The 25,956-nt window shown below is 69.7% G+C and carries 25 protein-coding genes; 12 read left to right on the top strand and 13 right to left on the bottom strand.

What is annotated here, in order from left to right; all coding sequences use genetic code 11:
• Window positions 1–10: 10 nt before the first annotated feature.
• Together AB0389_RS29965 and AB0389_RS29960 are read left to right on the top strand one after the other, a co-directional pair.
• Window positions 11–1,006: an aldo/keto reductase gene (locus AB0389_RS29965; RefSeq protein WP_366398650.1), complete on the top strand. Its 996-nt coding sequence runs from the start codon at window positions 11–13 to the stop codon at window positions 1,004–1,006.
• Between the two features lie 288 nt (window positions 1,007–1,294).
• Window positions 1,295–1,888: a Uma2 family endonuclease gene (locus AB0389_RS29960; RefSeq protein ID WP_366398649.1), complete on the top strand. Its 594-nt coding sequence runs from the start codon at window positions 1,295–1,297 to the stop codon at window positions 1,886–1,888.
• 78 nt (window positions 1,889–1,966) lie between these two features.
• On the opposite strand, the gene AB0389_RS29955 is transcribed toward AB0389_RS29960, so the two are convergent.
• The gene (locus tag AB0389_RS29955; RefSeq protein WP_366398648.1) at window positions 1,967–3,472 is read right to left on the bottom strand and encodes an MFS transporter; all 1,506 of its coding nucleotides are present in this window, start codon (window positions 3,470–3,472) and stop codon (window positions 1,967–1,969) included.
• A 29-nt stretch (window positions 3,473–3,501) separates the two neighbouring features.
• Window positions 3,502–3,948: a MarR family transcriptional regulator gene (locus AB0389_RS29950; RefSeq protein ID WP_114660808.1), complete on the bottom strand. Its 447-nt coding sequence runs from the start codon at window positions 3,946–3,948 to the stop codon at window positions 3,502–3,504.
• 173 nt (window positions 3,949–4,121) lie between these two features.
• Here AB0389_RS29950 and AB0389_RS29945 point away from each other — a divergent pair, with 173 nt between their 5' ends.
• On the top strand, window positions 4,122–4,304 hold the full coding sequence (locus AB0389_RS29945) for a ribbon-helix-helix protein, CopG family (protein WP_366398647.1): 183 nt from the start codon (window positions 4,122–4,124) through the stop codon (window positions 4,302–4,304).
• 92 nt (window positions 4,305–4,396) lie between these two features.
• On the opposite strand, the gene AB0389_RS29940 is transcribed toward AB0389_RS29945, so the two are convergent.
• Window positions 4,397–5,851: an NCS2 family permease gene (locus AB0389_RS29940; RefSeq protein WP_366398646.1), complete on the bottom strand. Its 1,455-nt coding sequence runs from the start codon at window positions 5,849–5,851 to the stop codon at window positions 4,397–4,399.
• Between the two features lie 225 nt (window positions 5,852–6,076).
• Here AB0389_RS29940 and AB0389_RS29935 point away from each other — a divergent pair, with 225 nt between their 5' ends.
• Both AB0389_RS29935 and AB0389_RS29930 read left to right on the top strand, forming a co-directional pair.
• Window positions 6,077–6,481, top strand: coding sequence for a DUF2530 domain-containing protein (locus AB0389_RS29935; RefSeq protein ID WP_366398645.1), 405 nt, complete (start codon window positions 6,077–6,079; stop codon window positions 6,479–6,481).
• Between the two features lie 130 nt (window positions 6,482–6,611).
• A complete protein-coding gene (locus AB0389_RS29930) occupies window positions 6,612–9,155 on the top strand; it encodes a cation-translocating P-type ATPase (protein WP_366398644.1) in 2,544 nt (847 codons plus the stop codon).
• A 134-nt stretch (window positions 9,156–9,289) separates the two neighbouring features.
• Here AB0389_RS29930 and AB0389_RS29925 read toward each other — a convergent pair whose 3' ends face one another.
• From AB0389_RS29925 to AB0389_RS29895, 7 genes are all read right to left on the bottom strand, one after another.
• Complete coding sequence (locus AB0389_RS29925) at window positions 9,290–10,192, bottom strand: DUF5707 domain-containing protein (protein WP_366398643.1); 903 nt, start codon at window positions 10,190–10,192, stop codon at window positions 9,290–9,292.
• 245 nt (window positions 10,193–10,437) lie between these two features.
• Window positions 10,438–11,337 carry a DUF5707 domain-containing protein gene (locus tag AB0389_RS29920; RefSeq protein ID WP_366398642.1) on the bottom strand — a complete coding sequence of 300 codons (900 nt, stop codon included), beginning with the start codon at window positions 11,335–11,337 and terminating at the stop codon, window positions 10,438–10,440.
• A gap of 243 nt (window positions 11,338–11,580) precedes the next feature.
• Complete coding sequence (locus tag AB0389_RS29915) at window positions 11,581–12,390, bottom strand: calcium-binding protein (protein WP_366398641.1); 810 nt, start codon at window positions 12,388–12,390, stop codon at window positions 11,581–11,583.
• Window positions 12,391–12,658: 268 nt separating this feature from the next.
• Window positions 12,659–15,832 carry a molecular chaperone Hsp90 gene (locus tag AB0389_RS29910; protein ID WP_366398667.1) on the bottom strand — a complete coding sequence of 1,058 codons (3,174 nt, stop codon included), beginning with the start codon at window positions 15,830–15,832 and terminating at the stop codon, window positions 12,659–12,661.
• Window positions 15,833–16,264: 432 nt separating this feature from the next.
• Window positions 16,265–16,468 (bottom strand): DUF397 domain-containing protein, encoded by a 204-nt coding sequence (locus tag AB0389_RS29905; RefSeq protein WP_366398640.1) that lies wholly within the window; start codon window positions 16,466–16,468, stop codon window positions 16,265–16,267.
• Window positions 16,469–16,475: 7 nt separating this feature from the next.
• Window positions 16,476–16,664 carry a DUF397 domain-containing protein gene (locus AB0389_RS29900; RefSeq protein WP_366398639.1) on the bottom strand — a complete coding sequence of 63 codons (189 nt, stop codon included), beginning with the start codon at window positions 16,662–16,664 and terminating at the stop codon, window positions 16,476–16,478.
• On the bottom strand, window positions 16,627–17,493 hold the full coding sequence (locus AB0389_RS29895) for a helix-turn-helix transcriptional regulator (protein ID WP_366398638.1): 867 nt from the start codon (window positions 17,491–17,493) through the stop codon (window positions 16,627–16,629). Before AB0389_RS29895 ends, AB0389_RS29900 begins: the two co-directional genes overlap by 38 nt.
• A 165-nt stretch (window positions 17,494–17,658) precedes the next feature.
• Here AB0389_RS29895 and AB0389_RS29890 point away from each other — a divergent pair, with 165 nt between their 5' ends.
• On the top strand, window positions 17,659–18,033 hold the full coding sequence (locus tag AB0389_RS29890; RefSeq protein WP_366398637.1) for a hypothetical protein: 375 nt from the start codon (window positions 17,659–17,661) through the stop codon (window positions 18,031–18,033).
• The gene (locus AB0389_RS29885; protein ID WP_366398636.1) at window positions 18,033–18,719 is read left to right on the top strand and encodes a pentapeptide repeat-containing protein; all 687 of its coding nucleotides are present in this window, start codon (window positions 18,033–18,035) and stop codon (window positions 18,717–18,719) included. Before AB0389_RS29890 ends, AB0389_RS29885 begins: the two co-directional genes overlap by 1 nt.
• 357 nt (window positions 18,720–19,076) lie before the next feature.
• Here the strand turns inward: AB0389_RS29885 and AB0389_RS29880 are convergent, their stop codons facing one another.
• Window positions 19,077–19,688 carry a TetR/AcrR family transcriptional regulator gene (locus tag AB0389_RS29880; protein WP_366398635.1) on the bottom strand — a complete coding sequence of 204 codons (612 nt, stop codon included), beginning with the start codon at window positions 19,686–19,688 and terminating at the stop codon, window positions 19,077–19,079.
• Window positions 19,689–19,832: 144 nt separating this feature from the next.
• Between AB0389_RS29880 and AB0389_RS29875 the strand changes: the two genes are divergently transcribed.
• From AB0389_RS29875 to AB0389_RS29860, 4 genes are all read left to right on the top strand, one after another.
• Window positions 19,833–20,567 carry an SDR family oxidoreductase gene (locus AB0389_RS29875; RefSeq protein WP_366398634.1) on the top strand — a complete coding sequence of 245 codons (735 nt, stop codon included), beginning with the start codon at window positions 19,833–19,835 and terminating at the stop codon, window positions 20,565–20,567.
• Window positions 20,568–20,600: 33 nt separating this feature from the next.
• The gene (locus AB0389_RS29870) at window positions 20,601–21,236 is read left to right on the top strand and encodes an NAD(P)-binding domain-containing protein (RefSeq protein ID WP_366398633.1); all 636 of its coding nucleotides are present in this window, start codon (window positions 20,601–20,603) and stop codon (window positions 21,234–21,236) included.
• A 220-nt stretch (window positions 21,237–21,456) separates the two neighbouring features.
• Window positions 21,457–22,125: a hypothetical protein gene (locus AB0389_RS29865; protein ID WP_366398632.1), complete on the top strand. Its 669-nt coding sequence runs from the start codon at window positions 21,457–21,459 to the stop codon at window positions 22,123–22,125.
• Window positions 22,098–22,619, top strand: coding sequence for a hypothetical protein (locus AB0389_RS29860; protein ID WP_366398631.1), 522 nt, complete (start codon window positions 22,098–22,100; stop codon window positions 22,617–22,619). Before AB0389_RS29865 ends, AB0389_RS29860 begins: the two co-directional genes overlap by 28 nt.
• Window positions 22,620–22,768: 149 nt before the next feature.
• Here the strand turns inward: AB0389_RS29860 and AB0389_RS29855 are convergent, their stop codons facing one another.
• Both AB0389_RS29855 and AB0389_RS29850 read right to left on the bottom strand, forming a co-directional pair.
• Window positions 22,769–22,966, bottom strand: coding sequence for a hypothetical protein (locus AB0389_RS29855; RefSeq protein ID WP_366398630.1), 198 nt, complete (start codon window positions 22,964–22,966; stop codon window positions 22,769–22,771).
• 127 nt (window positions 22,967–23,093) lie between these two features.
• Window positions 23,094–24,077: a DUF3027 domain-containing protein gene (locus AB0389_RS29850; RefSeq protein WP_366398629.1), complete on the bottom strand. Its 984-nt coding sequence runs from the start codon at window positions 24,075–24,077 to the stop codon at window positions 23,094–23,096.
• Window positions 24,078–24,514: 437 nt separating this feature from the next.
• Between AB0389_RS29850 and AB0389_RS29845 the strand changes: the two genes are divergently transcribed.
• A complete protein-coding gene (locus tag AB0389_RS29845) occupies window positions 24,515–25,930 on the top strand; it encodes an MFS transporter (RefSeq protein ID WP_366398628.1) in 1,416 nt (471 codons plus the stop codon).
• The last annotated feature ends 26 nt before the right edge of the window (window positions 25,931–25,956 follow it).

Below are 25,956 nucleotides of genomic sequence, written 5' to 3'. Positions count from 1 at the left end.
CTGTGGACTCATGAAGTACACGCAGCTCGGACGCACCGGACTCAAGGTCAGCCGCCTCGTCCTCGGGACGATGAACTTCGGCCCCCTCACCACTGAGGCCGACAGTCACGCGATCATGGACGCCGCCCTCGACGCGGGCATCAACTTCTTCGACACCGCGAACGTCTACGGCTGGGGCGAGAACAAGGGCCGTACCGAGGAGATCCTCGGCACCTGGTTCGCCAAGGGCGGCGAGCGCCGCGACAAGGTCGTCCTCGCCACCAAGGTCTACGGCAACATGGCCGGCGACGGCGACCCCTGGCCCAACCACGACAAGCTCTCGGCGCTCAACATCCGCCGCGCGGTGGACGCCAGCCTCAAGCGGCTCCAGACCGACTACATCGACCTCTACCAGTTCCACCACATCGACCGCGACACCCCTGTCGAGGAGATCTGGCAGGCCATCGACACCCTGATCCAGCAGGGCAAGATCCTCTACGCTGGCTCCTCCAACTTCCCCGGCTGGAAGATCGCCCAGACCAACGAGACGGCCCGCCGCCTCGGCTCGTACGGCCTGGTCAGCGAGCAGTGCCTGTACAACCTCGTTGAGCGCCGCGCCGAGATGGAGGTCATCCCCGCCGCCCAGGAGTACGGCCTCGGGGTCATCCCCTGGTCGCCGCTGGGCGGTGGGCTGCTGGGCGGCGCGATCCGCAAGGAGCGCGAGGGGGGCGCGGCCCGTACCGGCCAGGGCCGCTCGGAGAGCGGGCTCGCCAATACGACGGTCCGGGCGCAGATCCAGTCGTACGAGGACCTGCTCGACAAGCACGGTATCGACCCGGGCGAGGCGGCCCTGGCCTGGCTGCTGACCCGGCCCGGGGTGACGGGCCCGATCGTCGGCCCGCGCACGGCGGAGCAGTTGGAGTCCGCTCTGCGGGCGGTCGAGCTGGAGCTGTCGGAGGAGGTCCTGTCCGCGCTGGACGAGATCTTCCCGGGCCCGGGCCCTTCGCCGGAGGCGTTCGCCTGGTAGCACGTGCGCGCCGCGGTACACCGCGGTGCGGCGGCGCGCCGCGGTCGGCAGGCGTCAAGGCGCCGCCCGCTAACCGACCGCGGCCGCCACGGCGATGATCGCGAACATCAGCACAAGAACGCCCGCCATGATGCGGTTCCGGGTTTTGGGGTCCACAGGTCGAGGTTAACCGCCGGGGGTGACAGCCCCGGCACCCGGGCTGTCGTTCGGGGCGTAACCCGTTTGCCGTGCTTATCGTTGGACTGCGCTGCTGCCGTAGTCCGTACGGTGGCGGGGAGGAGCGCCAAGATGACCGTCGTCGAGATCGACAGGATCGCCATGGCCGAGGAGAGCGACGAGCTGACTCTGGACGAGATGTTCGAGCTGCTCGACAAAATGCCCGTCCCCGAGGGCTACAAGGTCGAGATTGTCGAGGGGGCCGTCTTTATGGTGCCGCAGCGGAATACCCACTGGCAGATCATCCGCCGCATCGTCCGGGCCTTGGAAGACCAGTTCGGCATCGAGGTCAACGTGACGTCCGACGTACGGTTCGACTTCCCCGGGCACATGAACGGATTCTGCCCGGACGTGGTCAAGCTGTCCGATACGGCCGAGCTGAACGAGCGCGGTCAATGGAATGTCGACGACGTGGAATTCGTCGCCGAGGTGATCTCGAAGGGCACCGCCGCCAACGACTACGACCCCAAGAAAGCCGTGTACGCGGCTGCCGATGTCCCCGTCTATCTCATCGTCGACCCGTACACAGGGAGGTGCCACGCCTACACGGAGCCCAAGGACGGCAAGTATCACAGCGAGCTGACCGTCGCCTTCGGTACGGATGTGGATCTGGCCGGCACCGTCCTCGGCCTGACTCTCAGGACCGACCGGTTCCCGCGCGGCTGACCGCCCACGGACGAAATGGGGCCCTGATCGGAAACCTCCGGTCAGGGCCACCACACGGTTCAGGCGGTCGCAACCGGCTTACGCCGCCGGCGCCAGCTCCCGTTCCCGCTGTTGTTCCGTCGGTACGAACGCCATGTGCGGGCGTCCGTCGCGCAGGCCGACCTTCAGCCGTACGCCCGCCACCCGCGCCAGGATCACACCGATCGCCGCCGCCGCGAGCAGCGAGACCGCGCCGCCCGTGGCGAAGCCGACGCGGACGCCGTAGGTGTCGGTGACCCAGCCGAGGAGCGGGGCGCCGATGGGGGTGCCGCCGACGAAGACCATCATGTAGAGGCTCATCACCCGGCCGCGCATCTCCGGTTCTGACGCCATCTGGACGCTCGTATTGGCGCTGACGTTGACCGTCAGGCCGATCATGCCGATGGGCAGGAGCAGCAGCGAGAAGAGCCAGACGGACGGCGAGACCGACGCCAGCATCTCCAGCAGGCCGAAGCCGACGGCCGCGAGGAGAAGCATCCCGGTGCGGCTGGAGCGGCGGCGGGCGGAGAGCAGGGCGCCCGCGAGGGAGCCCGCCGCCATGAGGATGTTGAAGACGGCGTACATCCCGGCGCCGCCGTGGAAGATCTCGTGCGCGAAGGCCGTCAGCCAGATCGGGAAGTTGAATCCGAAGGTGCCGACGAATCCGACGAGGACGATCGGCCATATCAGCTCCGGGCGTCCGCGCACGTAGCGCAGCCCCTCTCTGAGCTGGCCCTTTCCGCGCGGTACGCGGGCGGATCCGTGCAGCTCGTGCGAGCGCATCAGCAAAAGTCCGAGGAGCGGGGCGATGAAGGACAGGCCGTTCATCATGAAGGCCCAGCCGCTGCCGACCGTGGTGATGAGTACGCCGGCCACCGCCGGGCCGATGAGCCGGGCGGACTGGAAGTTGGCGGAGTTGAGGCTGACGGCGTTGCGGAGCTGGTCCGGTCCGACCATCTCGGACACGAAGGACTGCCGGGTCGGGTTGTCGACGACCGTGACCATGCCGACCATGAAGGCGATCAGATAGACGTGCCAGACCTGGACGTGCCCCGAAAGGGTCAGTACGGCCATGGCGAGCCCGCACAGGGCCATCGCGGCCTGGGTGCAGAGCAGCAGCTGTCGCTTGGGGTAGCGGTCGGCGATGACGCCGCCGTACAGGCCGAAGAGCAGCATCGGCAGGAACTGGAGGGCCGTCGTGATGCCGACGGCCGCCGAGGAGCCGGTGAGGCTCAGGACGAGCCAGTCCTGGGTGACGCGGGACATCCAGGTACCGATGTTGGAGACGACGGCACCCGTCGCGAACAAGCGGTAGTTACGGATCTTCAGCGACGAAAACGTTCCGCCCCCGCCGCCCCCGCCGCCGGTCTTGCGGTCGGTCTTGCGGTCCGTCTCGCGGTCGGTCTCGCGGTCGGTCTCGCGGTCGGCGTCACCGTCACCATGCGTCGTACTGTCCTGCGTCGTACTGTCCTGCGTCGTGCTGTCCTGCGTCTTGCTGTCCTGCGTCTTGCTGTCGTGGGTGGATTTCGGTGCGGGGGCGGAGTCTGCTCCGGATCCCGTACTCAATGGGGGTTCGCCTCCTCATGGCGCGCGGGTTACAGGTGCGCGAGCTTCTCCAGCACGGGGGCGGCAGCGCGCAGCTTCGCCCACTCGTCCTCGTCCAGGCCTTCAGCGAGGGACGCCAGCCAGACGTTGCGCTTGCGGCGGCTCTCTTCGAGCATCGCCTCGGCCTGCTCGGTCTGGCTGACCACCTTCTGCCGACGGTCGTCGGGATGCGGCTCCAGCCTGACGAGACCCTTCGCTTCGAGCAGCGCCACGATGCGGGTCATCGACGGCGGCTGCACATGCTCCTTGCGGGCCAGCTCCCCCGGGGTGGCGGAGCCACAGCGGGCGAGGGTGCCCAGCACCGACATCTCGGTGGGGCTCAGCGACTCGTCGACACGTTGGTGCTTCAGGCGCCGGCCCAGCCGCATGACGGCGGAGCGGAGAGCGTTCACGGCGGCGTCATTCTCGTTCTCGTCACCGTGGTACAGGTCAGGCATGTTCGTTAGTTTAACTCATTACCCATGCTAAATACCACCGGTATGACGGCGACGTTAACGGCGCACAGGCGCACCGGGGCGCACGCGACAGGGCGCTACAGCGTCACTCGTACGAGTGAGAATGCTGCGGAAAGTGACACGAAGAGCCGTATCCTCACCGGAACCTGTTCCGTATGGGATCGACAGTGCTCAGCCTGCGGATAGACGGTGAGCTGCTCGACCGGCTCCGGCAGCATGCCGCCAAACGCGGAATGAGCGTCCAGGACTATGTGGCCCAGACGCTCATTCGCAACGACTTCGACGAACGCTTCAGAACGGCGGTCGACGAGACGGAGAAGTTCTACGGCGTGACGTAGACGTAGACGGGGACAGGGGCGGGGGCAGGGACGGACACCCGTCGGCTCACCCTCAGCTCACCCTCAGCTCACGCGTCGGCTCACGCGTCGGCTCACGTAAGCCCCAGCGCCGGCATCGCGTAGTAGAAGACGAAGACCGCCGACACGACGTACATCACCACCGGCACCTCGCGGCCCCGCCCGGTCGCCAGGCGCAGCACGCTGAAGGCGATGAAGCCGATGCCGATGCCGTTGGTGATCGAGTAGGTGAACGGCATCATCACCATGGCCAGGAAGGCCGGTACGGCGATGGTGAAGTCGCTCCAGTCGATGTCCCGTACGGACCCGGCCAGGATCAGGAAGCCGACCGCCACCAGGGCGGGGGTCGCCGCCTGGGACGGGACCATCGTGGCGAGCGGGGTGAGGAACAGCGCGGCGGCGAAGAGGGTGCCGGTCACGATCGAGGCCAGCCCCGTGCGGGCCCCCTCGCCGACACCGGCCGTGGACTCGACGTAACAGGTGTTCGCCGAGGCGGAGCCCATACCGCCGGCGGCGACGGCGATGCCGTCGGCGAAGAGGACCTTGTTGATCCCAGGCAGGTTCCCGTCCTTGTCCATCAGCTTGGCCTCGTCGCCGACGCCGAGGACCGTGCCCATGGCGTCGAAGAAGCAGGACAGCAGCAGGGTGAAGACGAAGAGGACGCCGGTGAGGACGCCGACCTTCTCGAAGCCGCCGAGGAGGCTGAAGTGCCAGAACAGCCCGAAGTCGGGGGTGGAGACCGGGTTGCCGGGCCACTTCGGCGCTGTCAGGCCCCAGCTCGGCACCTTCACGAGCGCGTCGATGATCATCGCCAGTACGGTCATCGCGACGATCGAGATCAGGATCGCGCCCCGGACCTTGCGGATGATCAGAACGAGCGTGAGCAGCACCCCGATGGCGAAGACGAGCACCGGCCAGCCGTGCAGATGGCCGTTGCCGCCGAGCTGAAGCGGCACCGTGGTCTGGGCTACGTCCGGGATACGGGAGACGAAGCCGGAGTCGACCAGGCCGATCAGCATGATGAAGAGGCCGATCCCGATCGCGATGCCCTTGCGCAGGCCCTGCGGTACGGCGTTCATCACGCGTTCCCGGAGGCCGGTCGCGACCAGCACCATCACCACGAACCCGGCGAGGACGACCATGCCCATCGCGTCGGGCCAGCTCATCCTGGGGGCGAGCTGAAGGGCGACGATCGTGTTCACGCCGAGACCGGCGGCGAGCGCGATCGGCACATTGCCGATGACGCCCATGAGCAGCGTCGAGAACGCGGCGGTCAGTACGGTCGCGGTGACCAGCTGGCCGTTGTCCAGGTGGTGCCCGTACATGTCCTTCGCGCTTCCGAGAATGATCGGGTTAAGCACGATGATGTACGCCATCGCGAAGAAGGTGGCGAAGCCGCCACGTACCTCACGGCCGACCGTGGAGCCGCGCTCCGAGATCAGGAAGAAGCGGTCGAGCCCGCCGGACGGCCCTCCGGGAGCCGGTGGCTGGGCGTCGGAACCGACCGGAGCGGTGGCCGAGGAAGGCATGGGGGACCTCAGTCGTCTTACGAGAAGGAGTGGGGGTTGGTCGACTTTGAACGTTCAGATGGACGAAAACAGTCAGCCAGGAAACGGTTTCAGTATGAATACATCAGTATGAATACGGTGGGCCAAGATCGCTATCTCCGCGCGTAGACCCTTGCGCCACTTGCCCTGTACCGAGTTATCCACACCCTCGGACCCCGCGCGCCGCCCCCGCATAGACTGACCACCATGAGCGGCTTTCTGACGGGAAACCCCCGGCATCCGGCGCCCGAACCCCTGGAGGGGCCGGTCGTCGGCACCATCACGGCCGGCACGATCATCTGGTTCGCGCTCTTCCTGCTCCAGCTGCCGTTCTACGGCTGGTACAGCGACCACGGGCACACGGCGTGGATCTGGACCTGCCTCGCCGGCGCCGGGCTCGGCCTCATCGGTATCTGGTACGTGAGGGGCCGGGACGCGGCGATCAAGCGCGCGGCGGCAGCGGCGGCAACGGCGGGGCCGGAGAGCGGAATCGGAACCGGCAGCGGGACTGAAAGCGGAACCGGAAACGGAGCCGGCAGTGGGACCGGCAGCGGAACCGGAGGCGGCACGGGGACGGACGGCATAACCGGCCCTGACGGCCGGAAGCCCTGACCGCATCCTGTCCAAAGACCTGTTCCGGCATCCGCGCACTACTGCCAGCGGACGATCCTTCTCGTCCCCCAGTCGGATCTTCTGCCCGGCCGGCGGGTGAAGGCGCCTCACCGGCCGTACCGTCAATAGCATGACGCAGCGGGCAAAGATCGACACCGACGGCCCCGAGCCCCCCGGCCCCGAGCCGCACGGCCGTGGATCACATGGCCCGGCCACGCGCCAGGACGGCCCCGCCATCGACGCGGGCGCCGAACTCGACCCCGTACACCCCATGAAGCCCCCCGAGCCGGCCGGCCGCCACACCGGGCTGACCTCGGCCGAGGTGGCCGAGCACATCGCGCGCGGCGAGGTCAACGACGTACCGGTCCGCAGCAGCAGGTCCACCTCGGAGATCGTCCGCGGGAACGTCTTCACCCGGTTCAACGCGATCATCGGCGTGCTCTGGGTGATCATGTTCTTCGTCGCGCCGTTCCAGGACACCCTGTTCGGGTTCGTGATCATCGCGAACACCGGCATCGGCATCATCCAGGAGCTGCGCGCCAAGAAGACCCTCGACGGGCTCGCGGTCATCGGTGAGGCCAAGCCGACGGTCCGGCGCGACGGGACCGCCGCCGAGATCTCCACCTCGGAGATCGTCCTCGGGGACCTGATCGAGCTGGGCCCCGGTGACAAGGTCGTGGTCGACGGGGTGGTCGCCGAGGCCGACAGCCTGGAGATCGACGAGTCGCTGCTCACCGGCGAGGCCGACCCGGTGCTGAAGCGCCCCGGCGACCAGGTGATGTCCGGCAGCTTCGTGGTCGTCGGCGGTGGCGCGTTCCAGGCGACGAAGGTCGGGCGGGACGCCTACGCCGCTCAGCTCGCCGAGGAGGCGTCCCGCTTCACGCTGGTCGACTCCGAGCTGCGCAACGGCATCAGCACCATCCTCAAGTACGTCACGTGGATGATGATCCCGACCGCGCTCGGGCTCATCATCAGCCAGCTCGTCGTCAAGCAGAACGACTTCAAGAACTCCGTCGCCAGAACCGTCGGCGGCATCGTCCCGATGATCCCCGAGGGCCTGGTGCTGCTCACCTCCGTGGCCTTCGCCATCGGGGTGATCCGGCTCGGCCGGATGAAGGTCCTCGTCCAGGAGCTGCCCGCCATCGAGGGGCTCGCGCGCGTCAATGTCGTCTGTCTCGACAAGACCGGCACGCTCACCGAGGGCGGCATGGACGTCAGCGAGCTGCGCCCGCTGGGCGGCGCGGACGAGACGTACGTACGGCGGGTGCTCGGCGCGATCGGCGCGTCCGATCCACGCCCCAACGCCAGCCTCCAGGCGATCATCGACGCCTACCGCGGCGACCGCGGGGAGTGGCCGGTGGCGTCGGCGCTGCCCTTCTCGTCCGTACGGAAGTACAGCGGCGCGGCGTTCGACGAGTCGGGCAGCGAGACGGGCGGTAAGGCGGGCAGCGAGTCGGGCGGCGAGTCGCGCTGGCTGCTCGGCGCGCCCGATGTGCTGCTGGCCGAGGGTGATCCGGCGCTCGCGGAGGTCGACCACCTCAACCGGCAGGGCCTGCGGGTGCTGCTGCTCGCCCGTACCACCGCCGCGCTCGACTCCCCCGACGCGGCGGCCGGTGCCGAGCCGGCCGCGCTCGTCGTCCTGGAGCAGCGGCTGCGGCCGGACGCGGCCGGGACGCTGGCGTACTTCGCCGAGCAGGATGTCGCCGCGAAGGTCATCTCGGGCGACAACGCGGTGTCGGTCGGCGCGGTGGCGGCGAAGCTGGGGCTGGCCGGCGCGGAGCACACCGTGGACGCGCGGCGGCTGCCCGAGGGCCGGGAGGAGATGGCCGGGGCGGTCGAGTCCGGCTCGGTCTTCGGCCGGGTGACCCCGCAGCAGAAGCGCGACATGGTCGGGGCGCTCCAGTCGCGCGGGCATACGGTCGCGATGACCGGGGACGGTGTCAATGACGTCCTGGCGCTGAAGGACGCGGACATCGGCGTGTCGATGGGCTCGGGTTCCGAGGCGACGCGGGCGGTCGCCCAGATCGTGCTGCTGAACAACAGCTTCGCGACGCTGCCGTCGGTGGTGGCGGAGGGCCGGCGGGTGATCGGCAACATCACGCGGGTGGCGACGCTCTTCCTGACGAAGACGGTCTACTCGGTGCTGCTGGCGATCCTGGTGGCGTGTTTCCAGGTGGAGTACCCGTTCCTGCCGAGGCATCTGACGCTGCTGTCCACGCTGACGATCGGCATCCCGGCGTTCTTCCTGGCGCTGGCGCCGAACCGGGAGCGCGCGCAGCCGCACTTCGTGCGCCGGGTGATGCGGTACGCGATCCCCTCGGGCGTGATCGCGGGGATCGCCACGTTCGTCACGTACATGGTGGCGCGGGACTACTACGGCGGTACCGCCGAGTCGCTGGGCGCGGAGACGAGCGCGGCGACGCTCACGCTGTTCCTGGTCTCGATGTGGGTGCTGGCGATCGTGGCCCGGCCGTACACCTGGTGGCGGGTGGGGCTGGTGATCTCAATGGGGCTGGCGTTCCTGGTGGTGCTGGCGGTGCCGACGCTTCAGCACTTCTTCGCGCTGAAGCTGGTGGGCACGGTGCTGCCGTGGACGGCGGTGGGGATCGCGGTCGTGGCTTCGGCGGCGCTGGAGTTCTGCTGGCGGCTGGTGGGGCGCAAGCTCCCGGCGTAGGCGGGGCGGGCCTCTGCGGCTCGGACGCGCGAAGGGCCCGGCAGCGATGCCGGGCCCTTCGCGTGCGCGGCACCCGCCGCGCTCAGCTATCTCTTTTACCGCTACCGCTACTACTACCGCTGCTACTACCGCTGCTACTTCTTGATCTTGACCAGGGTGCCGGGCGCGTTGACCGCCGGGGTCGTCGCCGTACCCGCGAAGCTCCAGCGCCAGTAACCCTCGGCCGTCGTCTTCGTCGTGGTGGTCTTCAGGGTGCCGGTGCTGGAACCCTTGACCGTCTTGATGGTGGTGTAGGTCTTGCTGCTCTTCTTGCGGAACTGGAGCTTCACCGACTGGCCGGCGTAGCCCGCGTACTTCCCGGTGTCCCAGTTGGCGCGGGACAGCTTGCCCGTGACGGTGAGGGTCTTGCCCTTCTTCACCGGCTTCGGGGTCGCGGCCACGGTCAGCTGCGAGGCCCGCTGCATGCGGATCTTGGCGGCGTTGTCCTTGCGGACGTACGACTCGTCCTTGCCCTCCGCGTACGCGCCGACCTTCCAGTAGGTCGCGTCGGTGTTGATCAGCTGCTCCGGGTCCACGGTGACCGTGAGGGTGCAGGTCGAGGTGGTGGCGTTGGCCGCCTTGCAGCTGGCCTTCTTCTCGTTCTGCTCGAACCAGAAGAGATCGTCCGCGTTCTCGTCGTCGAGGTCCGAGCCGATCCACAGGATGGTGGCGGCGTCGACGATGCCGGAGGACTGGGACGCGGTGATCGCGATCGTCACCTTCTTCTTCGCCGAGAGGCCGGCGACGATCGGCTTGCCGCCGTTCACGACGACCTTCTTGATCACCGGCGCCTCGGCAGGAGCCTCCGCCTTCGCCGTGGCCGAGAAGCCCTGCACCTTGGCCGCGGAGCCGAAGGCACCGGCGGAGCCGCTCGCCCACGGCCCGGAGAGCGGGGCGGGGGTGCGGTCACCGGAGGGCGCGGCCTGGGCGGCGGGCACAACGATGGCGGACAGGGCCAGGGCGCCGGAGACCGCGGCAACAGTGGCACGAATACGCATGTATTCCCCAAGTCGAGATGGGGCTCCGCGGCGCGTCGTCCGCTAGGCGGTGCCCGTCTGGTCTGCGGATCTGCTGATCCAACTGACCAGACCCGGGGACAGAACAAATGGTTGTACGAAAATATGAAGTAATTGCGAAGATCAACGACAGGGGCCGCCGACCCGGTCATCAGCCAGCGCGGCGCCCCGGAGCGGCGACCCGGATCCCCGGACCGCCGCCCTGCCCAACTACGTGCTCGTTAGGCCTACTTCGTGATCTTCACCAGGGTGCCGGGCGCGCTGACGGCCGGGGTGGAGGCCGTACCGGCGAAGCTCCAGCGCCAGTAGCCCTCGGCCGTCGTCTTCGTCGTCGTGGTCTTCAGGGTGCCGGTGCTGGAACCCTTGACCGTCTTGATCGTCGTGTAGGTGTCGGTGCCCTTCTTGCGGAACTGGAGCTTCACCGACTGGCTCGCGTAACCCGCGTTCTTGCCGGTCTCCCAGTTGGCGCGGGAGAGCTTGCCCGTGACGGTGAGGGTCTTGCCCTTCTTCACCGGCTTCGGGGTCGCCGACACGGTCAGCTGCGAGGCCCGCTGGAACTTGGCCGTGCCAGCCTTCTCCTTCGTCAGATCGCCATCGTCGTTGGCGATCGCGACGGCGTAGGCGTTCCAGGTCTTGGCTTCGTTGTTGAGCAGGTACTTCGACCGGACCGTCACCGTGTGCGTGCAGGTCGTGGTGGTGGCGTTGACGACCTTGCACTTCAGGTCGTCGGCCTCGGAGACCGCGACATTCGTGGCGTCGTCCATGGTCTTGCCGCCGGTCCAGAGGAACCCGGCCGCGCCACCGATACCGGAGTCGTCGGTGGCCGTGATGGCGAGCGAGATCTTCTGAGTGGTTTTGACGCCCAGCACGACGGGCTTCCCACCGTTCACGACCACCTTGGTGATCTGAGGCGCGGTGTCCGCCGCCTTCGCCGCCGCCAGGGAACCCTTCGACGCCGCCGAAGGGGCGGTGGAAGCGGTGGCCGCGGCGGAGCTCTGAACCGAGGACGCGAGCGAACGCGTCAGTTGGGCGATGTCTCCGCGGTCCGCCGCGTGCGAAGCCGGTACAGCGAGAGCGGACAGGGCCAGGGCGCCGGAAAGTGCGGCAACAGTGGCACGCGTACGCATGTGTTTCCCCCAGTAGAGAAGGGGCACCGCGGCGCGTCGTCCGCTGCGGCGGTACCCATCTGATCTACGGATCCGCTGATCTGCTGATCCAACTGACCAGACCCGGGACAGGAGTGAATGGTTGTACAGAATCATGAACTTACTGCTGAAGATCGAAGGTGCGGGCCCGCACCAACCGCCGGACCCCGCACCCCGCTTCGCTCGGCGCGGCTACAGCGCCGCCACCGCGCAGCTACCGCGCCGCTACTTCTTGATCTTGACCAGGGTGCCGGGCGCGTTGACCGCCGGGGTTGTCGCCGTACCCGCGAAGCTCCAGCGCCAGTAGCCCTCCGCAGTCGTCTTCGTCGTCGTGGTCTTGAGCGCGCCGGTGCTGGAGCCCTTGACCGTCTTGATCGTCGTGTAGGTGTCGGTGCCCTTCTTGCGGAACTGGAGCTTCACCGACTGGCCCGCGTACCCCGCGTACTTCTTGGCGTCCCAGTTCGCACGGGAGAGCTTGCCGGTGACGGTGAGGGTCTTGCCCTTCTTCACCGGCTTCGGGGTCGCCGAGACGGTCAGGCGGGACTGCCGCTGGAGCTTGGCGGTGGTGAACGCGTCCACCTCGACCACGGAGTCACGGCCGACCTTGCCCCAGGCGCCGGCGAAGAGGTTCCAGGTGCGCGCGTCGGTGTTCTTGAGGACCTTGGGGTTGATGACACCCGAGAAGGTGCACGTGGCGGTGGTGGCGTTGATGTCCTTGCAGCTGTCGGCCCAGTCCCGGTGGATCAGGATCCTGATCTTCGGGTCCTCGACGTGCTGGCCGGTCCAGAGATACCCGAAGACGTCCCTGATGCCACTGGGGTGGCTCGCCGTGATGGAGACCGTCACCGTCTTCGCGGTGGAGGTGCCGAGCACGATCGGCTTGCCGCCGTTCACGGAGGCCGCGAGGATCTGGGGCCTCTCGTCGTCCACGGCGCCCGCGATTCCCGCGGCCTGTGCGGCGGGCACGGCGGGCACGGCGAGTGCGGACAGAGCCAGGGCGCCGGAGACGACGGCGACCGTCATACGTGTACGCATCTTGGTACTTCCCCCCTGCTGGATTCGGATCTGATGACCCGCCAGAAAGGACCAGGAGCACCACAGAAAGGTTGTACGAAAAGTTACACTCTCTGTCGAGATAGATCGAGATAGATCGAAATCAATCGTCTCGCGAGGATGCAGGCCGCCCCGCGCAGCGGACCGGCCTGCCGGGTCGATTGATCCGGCAGGCCGTGAGACCACAGGTGACAGCGGATGGTTGTACGGGGAGCGATGGTCCGCGCCCGGTCGAGATGAACGCCGGGTGTCAGTCGAACCAGCGGTCCCGCGCCAGCTCCTCCGTCCGCGACGGATCCTCCAGCAGCGCCGCCACCTCGAACCGGCGCGGCCACTGCCCCGCCGCCCACGCCAGGCCCGCCGCCACGCCCTCCAGCGTGGCCGCGTGCAGCACGCCGTCGGGCGTCCGGCGCCAGTCCAACTCGACGCCGTCCACCTGGAGTTCCTCGTGCTCGACGTACGTCTCCGGCGTCCGGGGGCCGAGCAGGGCGCGGACCGGGGCCGGGACCGTGTGCCGTTCGCCGTCCGTCGTGACCTCCGCTACGGCCGTCTCGCTCAGCCGCCGCACCTGGAGCAGCTCCGCCAGCTCGGCGGCGCGCGCCGGGGACACCGGCAGCAGCGGCAGGCCGTCCGCCAGCGGCAGCAGGTCGGGCGCGTCCGCGATCAGCGCGTCCGCCGCGTCCACCACCCGTACCTCGCCGTCCACCACGACACGGAGTTCGTCGGGCAGCGTCACCTCGTCCGGGTCGAGATCGGCCAACGCCGTGTAGAGCGCGTGCAGTTGGCCGGGGGCCACCTCGCGCGCCGGGTCGGCGAGCCGGCCGAGCAGCTCCGCCGCGCCGCCCGGCTCGTCGAGCAGCGCGTCGACGGACGTCCGTACCCCCAGCGCCCGCAGCACCTGCGCGTCCTCGAACCCCGACGCGTCCACCGCGTCGTACAGCCCCACCAGCAGCGGATCGCCGCCCTCGGCCCGCAGCCCGGCCGGGCGCCGCCCGTCGAGCACGGGATGGTCGCGCAGCCACCACGCGGTGTACGAGCGCACGCTCTCCGTCGTACCGTCCGGCAGCAGCACCCGTACGGGCTGGATCAGCGCGTCCCGCAGCGGCGGGCGCGCGAGCAGCGCCAGCGCGCGCGGCCAGGCGTCGTCGTCCACCAGGTCCAGGTCCCGTACGGCAACGATCTCCGTGGCCACCGGCGGCAGCGGCCCCTCGGGCAGCCGGTCCAGCGCGTCCTCGCACCACACGTCGACCGCGTCCAGCAGCCCGGCGTCGTCGGGTTCGGCGAAGTCGCCCTCCCTGGGCTCCAGTTCGTCCGGGTCAAGGACGACATCCGTGGCCCGTACAAGCGCGAAGTCCGCGAGCACGCCGCACGCGGCAAGCGGCTGTTCGCCCCAGCGCTCGGCCAACTCGGCGTCCACGAAGGCAAGTTCGTCCTCACGCAGCACGGACGCGAACGCGCTTCCCGGCAGCACGAGTTCACCGGCGGGCGCCGTCTCGCCGTCCTCGTCGGTCAGCGCGAGCGCGCCGAGCCACGGCTCGTCGCCCGGCTCCAGCGCCGCGTCCCGTACGAGCGCCAGCACGATCTCGGCCAACTCCTCAGCATCCGGCGCGGCGTTGTCGTCAAGGCCGTCGTCCCACGCCTCCCCCGCGTCCAGCGACGCGGCGACCGCCGCCCGTACCTGAGGGGTCGTCAGCACCGCGCGCGGCGTGGCGGGCAGCGCGCCCAGCTTCTCCAGGAGGGGATGGGCCGCGTCCGGGTGCGCGACCTTGAGGCCCAGGCGAGCCAGGTCCGTGGCCGCCTCCGCGCCCGGCAGCGGCAGCAGAATGTGGCGCGGCCCGATCGCCGTCCGCCCGTTGGCCAGCGGCACCGGCAGCCCCGACAGCCGCTCCGGATCGACCCCGGCGAGCGACTCGTACAGCCGCCGCCACCACGCGGGCGGGCGCTCGGCGCCCGCGATGCGCTCGATCGCGTCCCCCAGCGGCAGCCGGCCCACCCCGAGCGTCCGCAGCTCAGGCCGCCGCTCAAGCCCTGCGGGCAGCAGCGTCGGCAGCACCTCTGCGAGCACCCGTACGGTGTCGGCGCCCGCGCCCTCGACGACCTCGGCCTCGAAGGGGCGGAGCACGCCCGTGCCGTCGCCGTCGTCCTCGGTCTCTTCGGCCGGCGCCGCCGGAACGAGGAACGCCACGCGCGGCAGCCGCTCCAGGATCGCGGCCCGCAGCCGCCCGTCCAGCTCGCCCTTCCCCAGCGGGCCGGGTACGAGGTCGATCACGCCCGTCGAGCGCGGCTCCCACCCGCCCAGCAGCTCCGCATACGCGTCCGCCGCCTTCGCGACCAGGAAGTCCGTCAGCGGCCCCGGCGCCGGATGCCGCCGCGCGGTGTCCAGCGGCAGCGACGCGATCAGCAGCGCAGGGACGCCGAGCGGCTCGTCGGTCGGCGTCGGCGCGTGCACGACGGGCGCGGTGCGCGGCCGTACCGGCGCGCCCTCACCGTCCACCGGCACCGCCCACGTCACCGACCAGTACGGGCGCAGCCGCTCCTCCACCGGCCGCCCTTCGAGGAGCGCGGGCGGGGTCGGCCCGTGGTCGGCCACGACCCGCCAGCGGCGGCTGCCGTCGCGCGAGTCCTCGACATCGACGTACGCGCCGTCGTACGCCCCGCTCCCGCCGGGCTGCGACCTGCGCAGCGTCCGCTCCCCGTCGGCCGTCTCGATCACGACCTCGTCGAGCCCGGCGAGCGTCAGCAGCAGCGCGTCGTCCACGCCGGCGAGCAGCCGCCCGACCAGATCCGTCGCGGCGGCGTCGCGCAGCGGCAGGACGACGACCGTGTCGTACCCGTCCGGCGCGGTGCCCTCGGCGGGCAGCGGCAGCCGCAGCAGCGGTACGTGCCCCTCCCGGCGCCGCAACTCGTCCCCGAGCCCGGGGCTGCCCTGCGCCGGCCCGGCCGCCAGCTCGCGCGCCTCCGCGAGCGACCACCGGACGCCGCCGTGCCGCCCGAGGATCGCCGGCTCGTCGCTCACCGCGAGCACCGCCGCGAAGCCGACCCCGAAGCGCCCTACGGCACTCTCGTGCCCCTCGCGCTTGGCGGAGGCGCGCAGGGTGGACAGCGACTCGACGCCGGTGGCGTCGAGGGGGGCGCCGGTATTGGCGGCGACGAGCACGGCGCGTTCTTGGCCGGGGCCCTGGTCTGTGCCTTCCGCTGTCCCCGCCCGCAGCGTCAGCCTGAGCCGGCCCGGCACACCGGCGCGGGCGGCGGCGTCGGCGGCGTTCTGCGCCAGCTCGACGACGAGCCGGTCCCGGTACCCGCCGAGCGCGAGGTCCTCCTCGGCGTTGGCGTCCTCCCGGAACCGCGCGGGACTGGCCCCCCACGCATCCAGCACCCCTCGCCGCAGCCGCGCCGTCCCGAACGGGTCGGCCCCCTCGGTCATCCTGACGCTGACGTTCACGCTCTGACTCCGCTCTGTCCCCGACGGGGGCGGCTGCCGCCCGTGCGGCCGAAGGTACCGCGAGTCGCCTGCCGGCGAGGGGCGGTGGGTCTTGGCCGGTACGGGGTCGCCTCCCGGCGAGGGGCCGTGGGCCGGGCGGGCGCGGGGTCGCCTCCCGGCGAGGGACCGTGGGCCGGGCGGGTGCGGTGCGGCTGGTTGAACTCGTGCCGGGGGCCGGGGCACTCCGGAGGCGCATCCCCGGATGCATGATTTACGCCGCGTGCGGCTCCGTCGGCCGACTGCAGACGCGTACAGCGGCACAAATCACGCTCTACATCCGGGGACGTCACCTCCTGCGACCCCGGCCCCCTCCCGCCGGTGGACAGCCGACGCACAAGCCGCGCGCGCCGCTCATCGACAGCGACGCAACGCGGCTCAGGCCCCGAACGCCTCGGCAGCCGTGGCCGTGACGAACACCTGCCACGCGCCCGGTTCGAAGCGCACGCTGGGGCCCGTCCGGTTCTTCGAGTCACGGACGGTGCCCGGGTTCGCGTCGTCCACCTCGACGCACATTCCGCCGTCGTTGTTGCTGTAGGAACTCTTACGCCACCGGGGGGTGCGCTGTGGGCCGTGACGCATGCGGTCTCTACTCCTTCAGCGCCGTGACAAAAGCCTGCCAAGCAGTCGGCTCGAAGCGCAGGCTGGGGCCCGTCTGCCGCTTCGAGTCGCGGACGGTGCCCGGGTTCGCGTCATCTACCTCGACGCACACCCCTCCGTCGTTGTTGCTGTAGGAACTCTTACGCCACCGGGGAGTGTGCTGTGGGTCCGGATGCATCCTGCTCGTACTCCTTCATCGCTGCTCGGATCATCGCCCGGGAGTCCTCGGGTGACAGGGCACACGCCCTGAGCAGATCGTACGACTCACGACGCTCGGCGACAGGGTCCGGATCGTCAATGAGCGTTCCATTGCGACTGCCTTCAAGCCACAGCATCAAGGGAGTGTCCGGGATGGTGTAAAGCACCATCGAGCCTCCCATCTCCGCGTGCCCTCCCGCCTCGAACGGCAGTATCTGCACCGTGATGTGCGACTTCATGGACAGCTCTGCAATTGACGCGAGTTGATTGTGCATCACCTGTCGATCACCAATCGGACGGCGCACCACTGCCTCGTCAAGGATGAACCAGTAACGAGGTGGGTTGCCACTCCGCAGCCTCTCCTGCCGCTGCAATCGAGCGTCGAGCATCCGCTTGATCTCGGCTTCCGGCGCATGCGGGTGTCCCAATCGGAGTGAGCACTTGGCGACTTCTGCGGTCTGAAGCAGGCCCGGCACAGTCGCGTTGGAGTACTCCTCGAAGATGGTCACCACGTCTTCCAGTTCAATCACCCGCCGATACTTGCCGGGGAACGGCTCACGCCTCGCGACCTCGTACAACCGCTCGAAATGCTGGTTCGTCTCGAAGAGCAGATCGAGCTGCGGCGGCAGTTCCGGATACGGCAGGAACTCCGCCGTCTCGATCCGCGCCAAGTGGCTCTTGCTGTACTTCAGTACGGCGGCGAGCCGTACGAGCGAGAGGCCCGCGGCCTCCCGGTAGCGGCGAACGTCCGCGCCGAAGAGATCGCGGGCGGATCGCTCGGGATGAAGTTCGTTCGGCTGGAATGCCATGGGCGGGGCCTTTCCGTGTCCCGGGGACCGCACGGGACGACTCTTGGCTTCAAATCGCCTCTCCGTAGAGCGACGATTGCGTCACGGAGAGCGAATGTAGCGAAGTGCGCAGAGGACGGAAAGCCCATGGCGACAACTCGTCAATCGGCCAACATTGAACGGCCGATGGCCTCCACGGATGCCCCGGATGTCCCGGACACCCCGGACGAGGGCTCCTCGGTGCTCGACAGGAGCACCGGCAGACTGGTCGAATTCCTCGGAGTCGCGAACGGATGCTGGCGGCTGCGTCCGATGATCTGCGACTGCTATCGGGAGGTACGGCCCGAGGACGTACTCGCCCCCGAACCGGACGAACCACCCACCGCCGCCCGCACGCCTCTCCCGCCTCCCGAGCCGGTGCCGGACTGCGCGGAGTGCGACGACTGGTGGTGGGCCGAGCAGCTCGCCACCGGCGACGGGGCACTCAGCGAGGCGACCGACTGCCGTGTGTTCCTCCGCCGCCATCTCGCCGTACGGCACGGCGACATGGAAGGCACCTGATGAACACCGGCACGTTCCGCCGTACGAGCGTCACGCTTCCCTCGCTGGACGAAGTCGGCCTGTATCTGTCCAACGTCGCCTCGCTCGAAGGCGGTCGTGGTCGCATCACGGAGTTTCACTACGCCGACGCCGATCTGCGCGAACTGGACCTGGCCGACACGCAGATGATGGACGGCCGTGTCACCGGCCTCAAGGCTCAGCGCACTCGGTTCGACGCGCTCCGGGTCGATTCCGTGGAGTTCTCCGGCTGCGATCTGGCCTCGCTGCACCGGTCCAACAGCAGGATCTCCCGCGCGGTCTTCCGCGGCTGCAAGCTGATGGGAGCCGTACTGGAGGATCTCACCCTCGAAAACGTCCTGTTCGAGAACTGCAAGCTCGACTACGGCGCCCTCATTCGCGTCCGCGCCGCAGGAGCCGTGATCTTCTCGAAGTGCTCCCTGCGGGAGACGACATTGACCGGAACCGATCTGAGCGCCGCCCTCCTCGATGGCTGCGATCTGCGGCTGACCGAGTTCGGCAGCGGCAAATACCGCGGCCTGGATCTGCGCGGTAATGACCTCTCCCGGCTTCGCGGGATCGCCTCGCTCAAGCAGGTGACCATCGACCGGACGCAGGCACCGCAACTGGCCGAGGCCCTGGCGGTGGAGCTGGACGTCACCTACGGCGAGGACCTCGACGAGGCGTAGCCCCGGGCCGGCCGGGCTTGTGGCGGGCGGGGAAGGGGGCGTCGGAGGGGGTGCGCGTCCGGACGTAAAGCGCGATTTGTGCCGCTGAACGACACCCGCGCCTTACGTTCCGGCCCGCACGCGGCGTAAATCGTGCGGTCCGGGCACGTGCCCCCGGAGGCGCCCCCGGCAACCACCCGCACATGACCAGCCGGGCCCCGCCCATGACGGCCGAAACCACGACCCCCAGCCGGGAGGCTTACGGCAGAGCGCGCAGGCCGGGCAGGTCCGGGCCGGGTGCCGGGCGGCCGGTGTCGCGTACCGGCGGGTGCGGTCACGCGACCGGCAGTGCGTCGGGCCCGGCCGCAGTGTGCCGCGTCAACCCGACACGTCCTCCCGTCGCCGGTCATCGCCCGCTGTGGCGGGGAGGGCGTTGTCGATGAGCACGGCGGCGATGGCGGCGGCGGTGGGGAAGGCGTCGGCGTCGAGGACCCGGGTGCGGGCGGCGGCGCCGTCGATGAGCAACGCGAGCTGCTCGCCTAGCTGTTCGGGGTCGGCGGCGCCGGCTTCGCGGGCGGTGTCGGACAGCCGCGCGGCGACGGCCTTCTTGTAGTCGCGTGCGTACTGGGATGCCGGGTGCTGGGGGTCGTGGAGTTCGACGGCGGCGGCGATGTAGGGGCACAGGGGCGTGGTGGGGGGAATGTCGAAGGCGGCGAGGAGCCGTTCGCGGGGCGTGAGGTCGGGGCGGTCGAACACGCCGGACAGAACGGCGGGGTCGAACCGGCGCAGGTACTCGGCGACGAGTTCGTCCTTGCCGGCGAAGTGCTGGTAGGCAGTGCGCTTGGACACCTGGGCCGACGCGCACAGCTGGTCCATACCGGTGCGGTTGATGCCCTGCTCGCGGAACAGCTGCTGGGACGCACCGAGGATGCGCTCGCGGGCGCCCCGGCCTCGGCGGCTGCCCTTGGGGCCCTTCTCCAACTCCGTCATGGCTCCATGGTACCCCAGCCGGGTAACGACCGGTGTACATAGCTTGCGCCCCGGCCGGGCGCCCCGTACCGTAAGCACACAGGACGGTTTACTTAACACTGTCGCCCCAGGTGCACACGGCACCACCGATTCAAAGGAACAACCATGGGAAAGCTCGACGGCAAGGTTGCGGTCATCACCGGCGGTACCACCGGCATGGCGCTGGCCGGCGCCAAGCTGTTCGTCGACGAGGGCGCGTACGTCTTCATCACCGGCCGCCGCCAGGAGGCCCTGGACGAGGCCGTGAAGCAGATCGGCCGCAACGTCACCGGCGTCCAGGGCGACGCCGCCGATCTGGACGACCTGGACCGCCTGTACGACACCGTCAAGCGGGAGAAGGGCAGCCTCGACGTGCTGTGGGCCAGCGCCGGAGGGGGCGAGCCCGCCCCGCTCGGCGAGATCACCGAGGCCCAGTTCGACACCTGGTTCGGGCTCAACGCCCGCGGCACCCTGTTCACCGTCCAGAAGGCCCTCCCGCTGTTCAACGACGGCGGCTCCATCCTCATGACCGGCTCCAACGCCTCCCTCGGCGCCTTCCCCGGCTGGAGCGTCTACGCCGGCAGCAAGGCCGTCCAGCAGGCCTGGGCCCGCATCTGGCTCAACGAGCTCAAGGACCGCCGTATCCGCGTCAACGTCCTGACCCCTGGTCAGGTCGCCACCGCCAAGCAGGAAGAACTCTTCGACGAGGCCACCAAGCGCCAGTTCGAGTCCCTCATCCCCCGCGGCCAGATGGGCCGCCCCGACGAAATCGCCACCGCCGCCCTCTTCCTCGCCTCCGACGACTCCAGCTACGTCAACGGCACGGAACTCGTCGCCGACGGCGGCACCACCGCCATCTGAACCGGACAACACGGAACCAGGGCAGGACATCTCATGAGCAGCATCAGCATCATCAGCACCGGAAACATGGCCCGCACCATCGGCGCGCGGGCGGTGGCGGGCGGCAACACCGTCGAGGTCATGAGCCGCGATCAGTCCAAGGCCGCCGACCTGGCCAAGGCTCTCGGCGGCGGCGCCACGACGGGAGAATGGGGCACCGCCCCGGCCGGGGACATCGTCATCGTGGCCCTGTTGTACGACGGTGTCGTGCCGGCCGTCGCCCAGTACGGAGACGCTCTCGCGGGCAAGGTCATCGTCGACATCAGCAATCCCTTCAATTCCACGTTCGACGGGCTGGCCCACCGCAAGGAGACCTCGATCGCGCAGGAAGTCGCCAAGGCGGCCCCGGCCGGCGCCAACGTGGTGATGGCGTTCAACACGGTCTTCCGCCATGTCCTGGAGAAGGGCCGGCCCGACGTCTTCATCGCGGGCGACAGCACACAGGCCAAGGCAAGTGTGGAGACGTTCGTCGAGAGCCTCGGGCTGCGCCCGCTGGACGTCGACGGCCTGAAAATGGCGCACTGGCTGGAAGGAGCGGGCGTGGTCACGGTGGGCCTCGCCAACCATGGGGTGGGGAACCTAGACTTCGCCCTCGGCATCACCGAACTCCCCGTCCGGTCAGACGGTTGACAGAGTGACCTGCCCGCCGCCGGCCGCGCCTGACACAGGACACGAACCGGTCACGCCGGAGTCGATTTCATGGGATCCGGTTGCCCGGAGGCGGTGGATATTGCACAGAATTTGCGTTGCACAGCGTATTCCTCAAATTACGCTCAGACCCTTCCTTATCTGCTTGACGTGTACATATTCCCTGCATAGCGTCAAGCCCGTTGGCCGCCACGGGGGCGGTATGAAGAAGGGCGACCAAATGGGTCTGGCGAAGAAAGTCGTCATCGCTTCCACAGCCTCGCTGCTGCTGTGTGCCGGGATGACGGGAAGCGCCGTCGCGGAAGTCACTCCATCGGAAAGAACCGAGGATGCGGCCTCGTCGGCTTCCGCGGTGACCGAAGACACGGACATCAACGACCCGGCTGACTACGTCGAGGGAGTCGAAACCCCGGTCTCCGAGAGGAGCCCGAGCAGGTGTGACGGTCCGCAGACCTGGATCAGCATCACCAGCAAGTCCGCTTACCACGTGCCTGCTTGGTGGAACGGCACCAAGTACAAAGACGGGCCCGGGGGAACGATGTCCGTCAGTGTGACCAAGTCCGGCACCATTTCGGCCGAGATGACAGTCGGAGCCGAGGCTGAGATGAGCGGGGTGATCGCGTCGGCCAAGGTCTCCGTCAGCGGCAAGATCGGCGCGAGCGTCGGGATCACCACTGGCCACACTTACTCGCACGACATCGGCAAGAAGAAGTACGGACACCTCCAGTACGGATCCTGGGGCTACAAGGTCTCGTGGACGAAATACCGCACGAAGGGAAATGGCTGCGGCGCGGGAACTGTGATCGCGAGCGGAAAAGCCAGCCTTCCCACCAAGGAAGTCGGATGGAAGTACTGGGAGACCTCGTCATGAGTAGGCCTCAACTTCGTCTGAGTCAAAGGACGATGCTGCTGGGGTGCACCGCGCTCTCCTCTTTTCTTCTGGTCGCCTGCACATCCGGCCAGGACAATCGGCCCCGGGAGACCGCCTCGTCGCCTTCGAGCAGCGCGCGCGCATCCTCCGCCCAGGAGACCGAGAAGAAGCTGGCCGCCGAGGCGCGCACCGCCGTTGAGGGCACAGCGGCACAGGAGACGCTGGTCGAATCGGGGGTGGAACGCGTCACTGACGGAGTTCACTCGGAGCCGTTCCTTCGCGCGAAGGAGGAATACCGGCTGACAGCGGCATGCGCGGGCGACGGAGATGCGAAGATCACCTTCACTCCCGCAGCCGGTATCGCCGCGAAGTCCCTTCCCTGCGACAGGTCCGTCGTGTCCGAGCGGTTCGTCGCCCCTGAGTCGGTACGCCTCGACATCACGGGCGGGCAAGGGGCGTCGGGAATGATTGCCTGGAGGATCAGCAGGATTTGAGAAGCTGCTGTCCAACTCCGGCTGGATCAGCTCGGGGTTGGACAACAGCCTCTGCCGTCCCGCGACCCGCCTCCCGCGCCGAGGAGGCTACTCGGGCGGCGGGGTCGCCCTGTTCCAGCGGGGTGGCGGCGGGAGCGTGAGGACGGCGGTCAGGTCGAGAACCTGACCGAACGCTTCCGGGGCGACTCGGGCGCGTACGCGAAGCAGACGGATCGCGGCCGGGCGGCGGCGGACCGTTCGGGGAACGCGGTGCGGTCGATCTTCAGCGAGCCGAGGACCGCTGCTGGGTAGGCCACGATGCCGACGGTCAGCTCCTCCGCCGTCCGGGCGGCGCTCGGCCCACCCATCCGTGTGGACGAGGCAGAGGCAGCCGTCGCTCTCATAGCCCGCGCGGGCCCACCTTGGCCACGGCGCGCTCGGCCGGCGGGCCGTCCTTGTCCACGGCGACCACGAGCACCACCGCCGGCCGTGCGCCTACGAGTGGCCCAGGTCCTCCGGCATCGCGTCCTCCGCCGTCAGAACCGACCCGCTGTCCATCGCCGGCCGCAGCGGGAACGCGTCCGCGCCCATCGAGTCCAGTACCGGCGGCGGGGGCCTCAGGGGCTTCGGCATGACCGCCGCCTCGGAGTGGCCTCCGCAGCCGTACGAGAGGGAGACGATGTGGCCGTCCGCCGGGGAGAACTCGTTCGCGCAGACGCCGAAGGCCTGGCGCAGCGAGCCCGCCAGGGGCAGCAGGAAGCCGCAGGAGACGCAGGGGGCCGGGGCCGCCTGGGCCATGGGGGTCTTCGCGCCGAAGGACTCGTCCCAGCGGTCGGCCGCGATGTGCAGGCCGTAGCGGGACAGGACGCGGGCGCGGCGCAGGCCGAGTTCCTCGGCGACCGCCGCGATCGTGGAGCGGGTGGGGACGGACGGGGACTCGGTGGCGGGGGCGGCGGGCGAGTCCGGGGTGGCCGTCGGCTCGTACGGGGCCTCCGTGAGGTCCAGCGGCTCGGTGTCCTCGGCGAGTTCGGGGTAGGCCAGGGCCTCGGCCGGGACCGTGCCCGCCGGGGCCTCGTCGCCGACGTCCTCGCCCGCGTAGCCGGGCTCCAGGCGGAGGTCGTCCGCCTCGGTGGGCAGCAGGTCGCCGGGGCCCATGTCGCCGGGGCGCAGGCGCTCGCTCCAGGGCACCCATTCGGGGGCCAGCAGGGAGTCGGGGCCGGGCAGCAGCACCGTTTCGTCGAGGGTGACGGCCTTCGCGCGGGAGGCGCGGGTGACCGTTACGGCCCAGCGCCAGCCCCGGTAGCCCATCTCCTTGCACTCGAAGAAGTGGGTGACGACCCGGTCCCCCTCCGCCACCGCCGAGACATGTTCCCCAACGACCCCGGGGGCAGCCGCCTCCTCGGCGGCCGACCTGGCGAGGTCTACCGCCTCGGCGCACAGGCGGTCGGGGGTTCGGCTTCGCGTCGTCGCAGCACTCACAGGTCTCGCTTCTCTCCTACGCCGTCTCACGGGTGCGCCAACCGATTCGCGGTGGTACGAGGCGAGGGCGGAGCGGACCAGAGGGCCGCATCGACGTCCACGCCCGCGTATTTCCTCGGGCACACCTCTCTTCATCCATTCTGCGGGATGACGAAGAGGCGCGCGGCCGAGAACAACCGCCGGTGGCGCGCTACGCACGCTACCCCCTCCGCCGCCCGCCGCCCACCTGCGCGCCGCCTTTCCGGTGCTTCGGCGCACACCGAAACCAGGCCGTAACCCTGTGGTCAAAGGGCGGCGGGCGGTTCGGGGAGGGTCGCGGGAGAGTTGAAGGAGAGTTTTCGGGCGCGTCCGCCCGTATCGGTGCTTACCGGGGGCACGCCGCCGCCGTCATAGCCCAGATCGGTTCGCACCACACGGGGTTGGGGCACTATGGCGGAATGGCAGCCGTCAGGTCGTCCCGCTCGGACAGGGGCGGCCCGCTCCGCAGGGCGGGGCGGGCCGTCGGCCACGCGCTGCGGCTGCCGTTCACGGCCGCCGCCCGGGGTGTACGGCGGGCGACGCACGCGCACGGTGCGGGCGAGTCGGGGCTCGGGAAGCTGATCGAGCTGCACGCGGTGAACGGCGCCGGCGATGTCATGATCACGGTCGCGCTGGCGTCCACGGTCTTCTTCGCCGTCCCCACGGACGAGGCGCGCGGGCGTGTCGCGCTCTATCTGGCCATCACGATGGCGCCCTTCACCCTTCTCGCGCCGGTCATCGGCCCGCTCCTGGACCGGCTCCCGCACGGCCGGCGCGCCGCGATGGCCGCGGCGATGCTGACCCGGGCGGTGCTGGCGATCCTGATGTCGACGGCCGTCATCACGGGCGGTCTGGAGCTGTATCCGGCGGCGCTGGGCGTGCTGGTGGCGTCGAAGGCGTACGGGGTGGTGCGCAGCGCGGTCGTGCCGCGGCTGCTGCCGCCGCGCTTCTCGCTGGTACGGGCGAACTCGCGGGTCACCCTGGCCGGGCTGCTGGCCACCGGGATCGCGGCGCCGATCGGCGCCGGGCTGCACCAGTTCGGGCCCCGGCTGCCGCTCTACGGCGCCTGTGTGATCTTCCTCGGCGGTACGGTCCTGGCCTTCACGCTGCCCCCCAAGGTGGACTCGGCGAAGGGCGAGCGCCGGGCGCGGCTGGTGCCGGTGCCCGTGCCTGGCGTGGTCGCGGAGCGGGTACGTAATCGACGGGAGAAGCGGGGCAAGGAACGCCGGCCCCGGCGGCCCGGGCTCCGCGCGGTCGGGCCCGCGGTCCTGCACGGTCTCCAGGCGAACGCCACGCACCGTGCCCTCTCCGGCTTCCTCATCTTCTTCCTCGCGTTCCTGCTGCGCGAGCACCCGCTGTCCGGGCAGAGCGAGGCGGTCTCGCTGGGCATCGTGGGCGTGGCCGCCGGCGCGGGGAACGCGCTGGGTACGGCGGTGGGCGCGTGGCTGAAGGCGCGGGGCCCCGAGGTGATCATCGCCACGATGCTGGGGATCGCGCTGGCGGCGGCGATCCTGGCGGCGGTGCTCTTCGGCGGCCTGATGATGGCCGTCCTGTGCGCGGTCGCGGGCTTCTCGCAGGCGCTGTCGAAGCTGTCGCTGGACGCGATGATCCAGCGCGATGTCCCGGAGGAGGTACGGACGTCGGCGTTCGCCCGTTCCGAGACGTTGCTCCAGATGGCGTGGGTGGTGGGCGGGGCGATCGGGATCGCGCTGCCGCTCAACGGGGTGCTGGGGATGTCGGTGGCCGCGGGTCTCGTCGCGCTCGGCGCGCTGGCCGCCGTACGGGGGCTGCTGCGGGCGGCCAAACGGCCCAGTGGGCATCCGCGGGTGGCCTGATCCCGCGCTGTCCGCGTCAGGGGGTC

Origin of the sequence: Streptomyces sp. NPDC093109 (genome assembly GCF_040701725.1) — a bacterium.
Lineage (GTDB): Bacteria > Actinomycetota > Actinomycetes > Streptomycetales > Streptomycetaceae > Streptomyces.
The sequence above is the reverse complement of the archived record's forward strand: the minus strand, read 5'-3'. Positions and strand labels throughout refer to the sequence as shown.

What these genes read in the sequence shown, in the direction of transcription:
- AB0389_RS29915 (WP_366398641.1), bottom strand. Translation starts at nt 12,390, where the DNA reads ATGCGTACACGTATGACGGTCGCCGTCGTCTCCGGCGCCCTGGCTCTG.
- AB0389_RS29875 (WP_366398634.1), top strand. Translation starts at nt 19,833, where the DNA reads ATGGGAAAGCTCGACGGCAAGGTTGCGGTCATCACCGGCGGTACCACC.
- AB0389_RS29865 (WP_366398632.1), top strand. Translation starts at nt 21,457, where the DNA reads ATGAAGAAGGGCGACCAAATGGGTCTGGCGAAGAAAGTCGTCATCGCT.
- AB0389_RS29930 (WP_366398644.1), top strand. Translation starts at nt 6,612, where the DNA reads ATGACGCAGCGGGCAAAGATCGACACCGACGGCCCCGAGCCCCCCGGC.
- AB0389_RS29925 (WP_366398643.1), bottom strand. Translation starts at nt 10,192, where the DNA reads ATGCGTATTCGTGCCACTGTTGCCGCGGTCTCCGGCGCCCTGGCCCTG.
- AB0389_RS29910 (WP_366398667.1), bottom strand. Translation starts at nt 15,832, where the DNA reads ATGACCGAGGGGGCCGACCCGTTCGGGACGGCGCGGCTGCGGCGAGGG.
- AB0389_RS29940 (WP_366398646.1), bottom strand. Translation starts at nt 5,851, where the DNA reads ATGCCTTCCTCGGCCACCGCTCCGGTCGGTTCCGACGCCCAGCCACCG.
- AB0389_RS29855 (WP_366398630.1), bottom strand. Translation starts at nt 22,966, where the DNA reads ATGGGTGGGCCGAGCGCCGCCCGGACGGCGGAGGAGCTGACCGTCGGC.
- AB0389_RS29890 (WP_366398637.1), top strand. Translation starts at nt 17,659, where the DNA reads ATGGCCTCCACGGATGCCCCGGATGTCCCGGACACCCCGGACGAGGGC.
- AB0389_RS29845 (WP_366398628.1), top strand. Translation starts at nt 24,515, where the DNA reads ATGGCAGCCGTCAGGTCGTCCCGCTCGGACAGGGGCGGCCCGCTCCGC.
- AB0389_RS29860 (WP_366398631.1), top strand. Translation starts at nt 22,098, where the DNA reads ATGGAAGTACTGGGAGACCTCGTCATGAGTAGGCCTCAACTTCGTCTG.
- AB0389_RS29935 (WP_366398645.1), top strand. Translation starts at nt 6,077, where the DNA reads ATGAGCGGCTTTCTGACGGGAAACCCCCGGCATCCGGCGCCCGAACCC.
- AB0389_RS29880 (WP_366398635.1), bottom strand. Translation starts at nt 19,688, where the DNA reads ATGACGGAGTTGGAGAAGGGCCCCAAGGGCAGCCGCCGAGGCCGGGGC.
- AB0389_RS29900 (WP_366398639.1), bottom strand. Translation starts at nt 16,664, where the DNA reads ATGCATCCGGACCCACAGCACACTCCCCGGTGGCGTAAGAGTTCCTAC.
- AB0389_RS29950 (WP_114660808.1), bottom strand. Translation starts at nt 3,948, where the DNA reads ATGCCTGACCTGTACCACGGTGACGAGAACGAGAATGACGCCGCCGTG.
- AB0389_RS29920 (WP_366398642.1), bottom strand. Translation starts at nt 11,337, where the DNA reads ATGCGTACGCGTGCCACTGTTGCCGCACTTTCCGGCGCCCTGGCCCTG.
- AB0389_RS29905 (WP_366398640.1), bottom strand. Translation starts at nt 16,468, where the DNA reads ATGCGTCACGGCCCACAGCGCACCCCCCGGTGGCGTAAGAGTTCCTAC.
- AB0389_RS29895 (WP_366398638.1), bottom strand. Translation starts at nt 17,493, where the DNA reads ATGGCATTCCAGCCGAACGAACTTCATCCCGAGCGATCCGCCCGCGAT.
- AB0389_RS29965 (WP_366398650.1), top strand. Translation starts at nt 11, where the DNA reads ATGAAGTACACGCAGCTCGGACGCACCGGACTCAAGGTCAGCCGCCTC.
- AB0389_RS29960 (WP_366398649.1), top strand. Translation starts at nt 1,295, where the DNA reads ATGACCGTCGTCGAGATCGACAGGATCGCCATGGCCGAGGAGAGCGAC.
- AB0389_RS29870 (WP_366398633.1), top strand. Translation starts at nt 20,601, where the DNA reads ATGAGCAGCATCAGCATCATCAGCACCGGAAACATGGCCCGCACCATC.
- AB0389_RS29945 (WP_366398647.1), top strand. Translation starts at nt 4,122, where the DNA reads ATGGGATCGACAGTGCTCAGCCTGCGGATAGACGGTGAGCTGCTCGAC.
- AB0389_RS29885 (WP_366398636.1), top strand. Translation starts at nt 18,033, where the DNA reads ATGAACACCGGCACGTTCCGCCGTACGAGCGTCACGCTTCCCTCGCTG.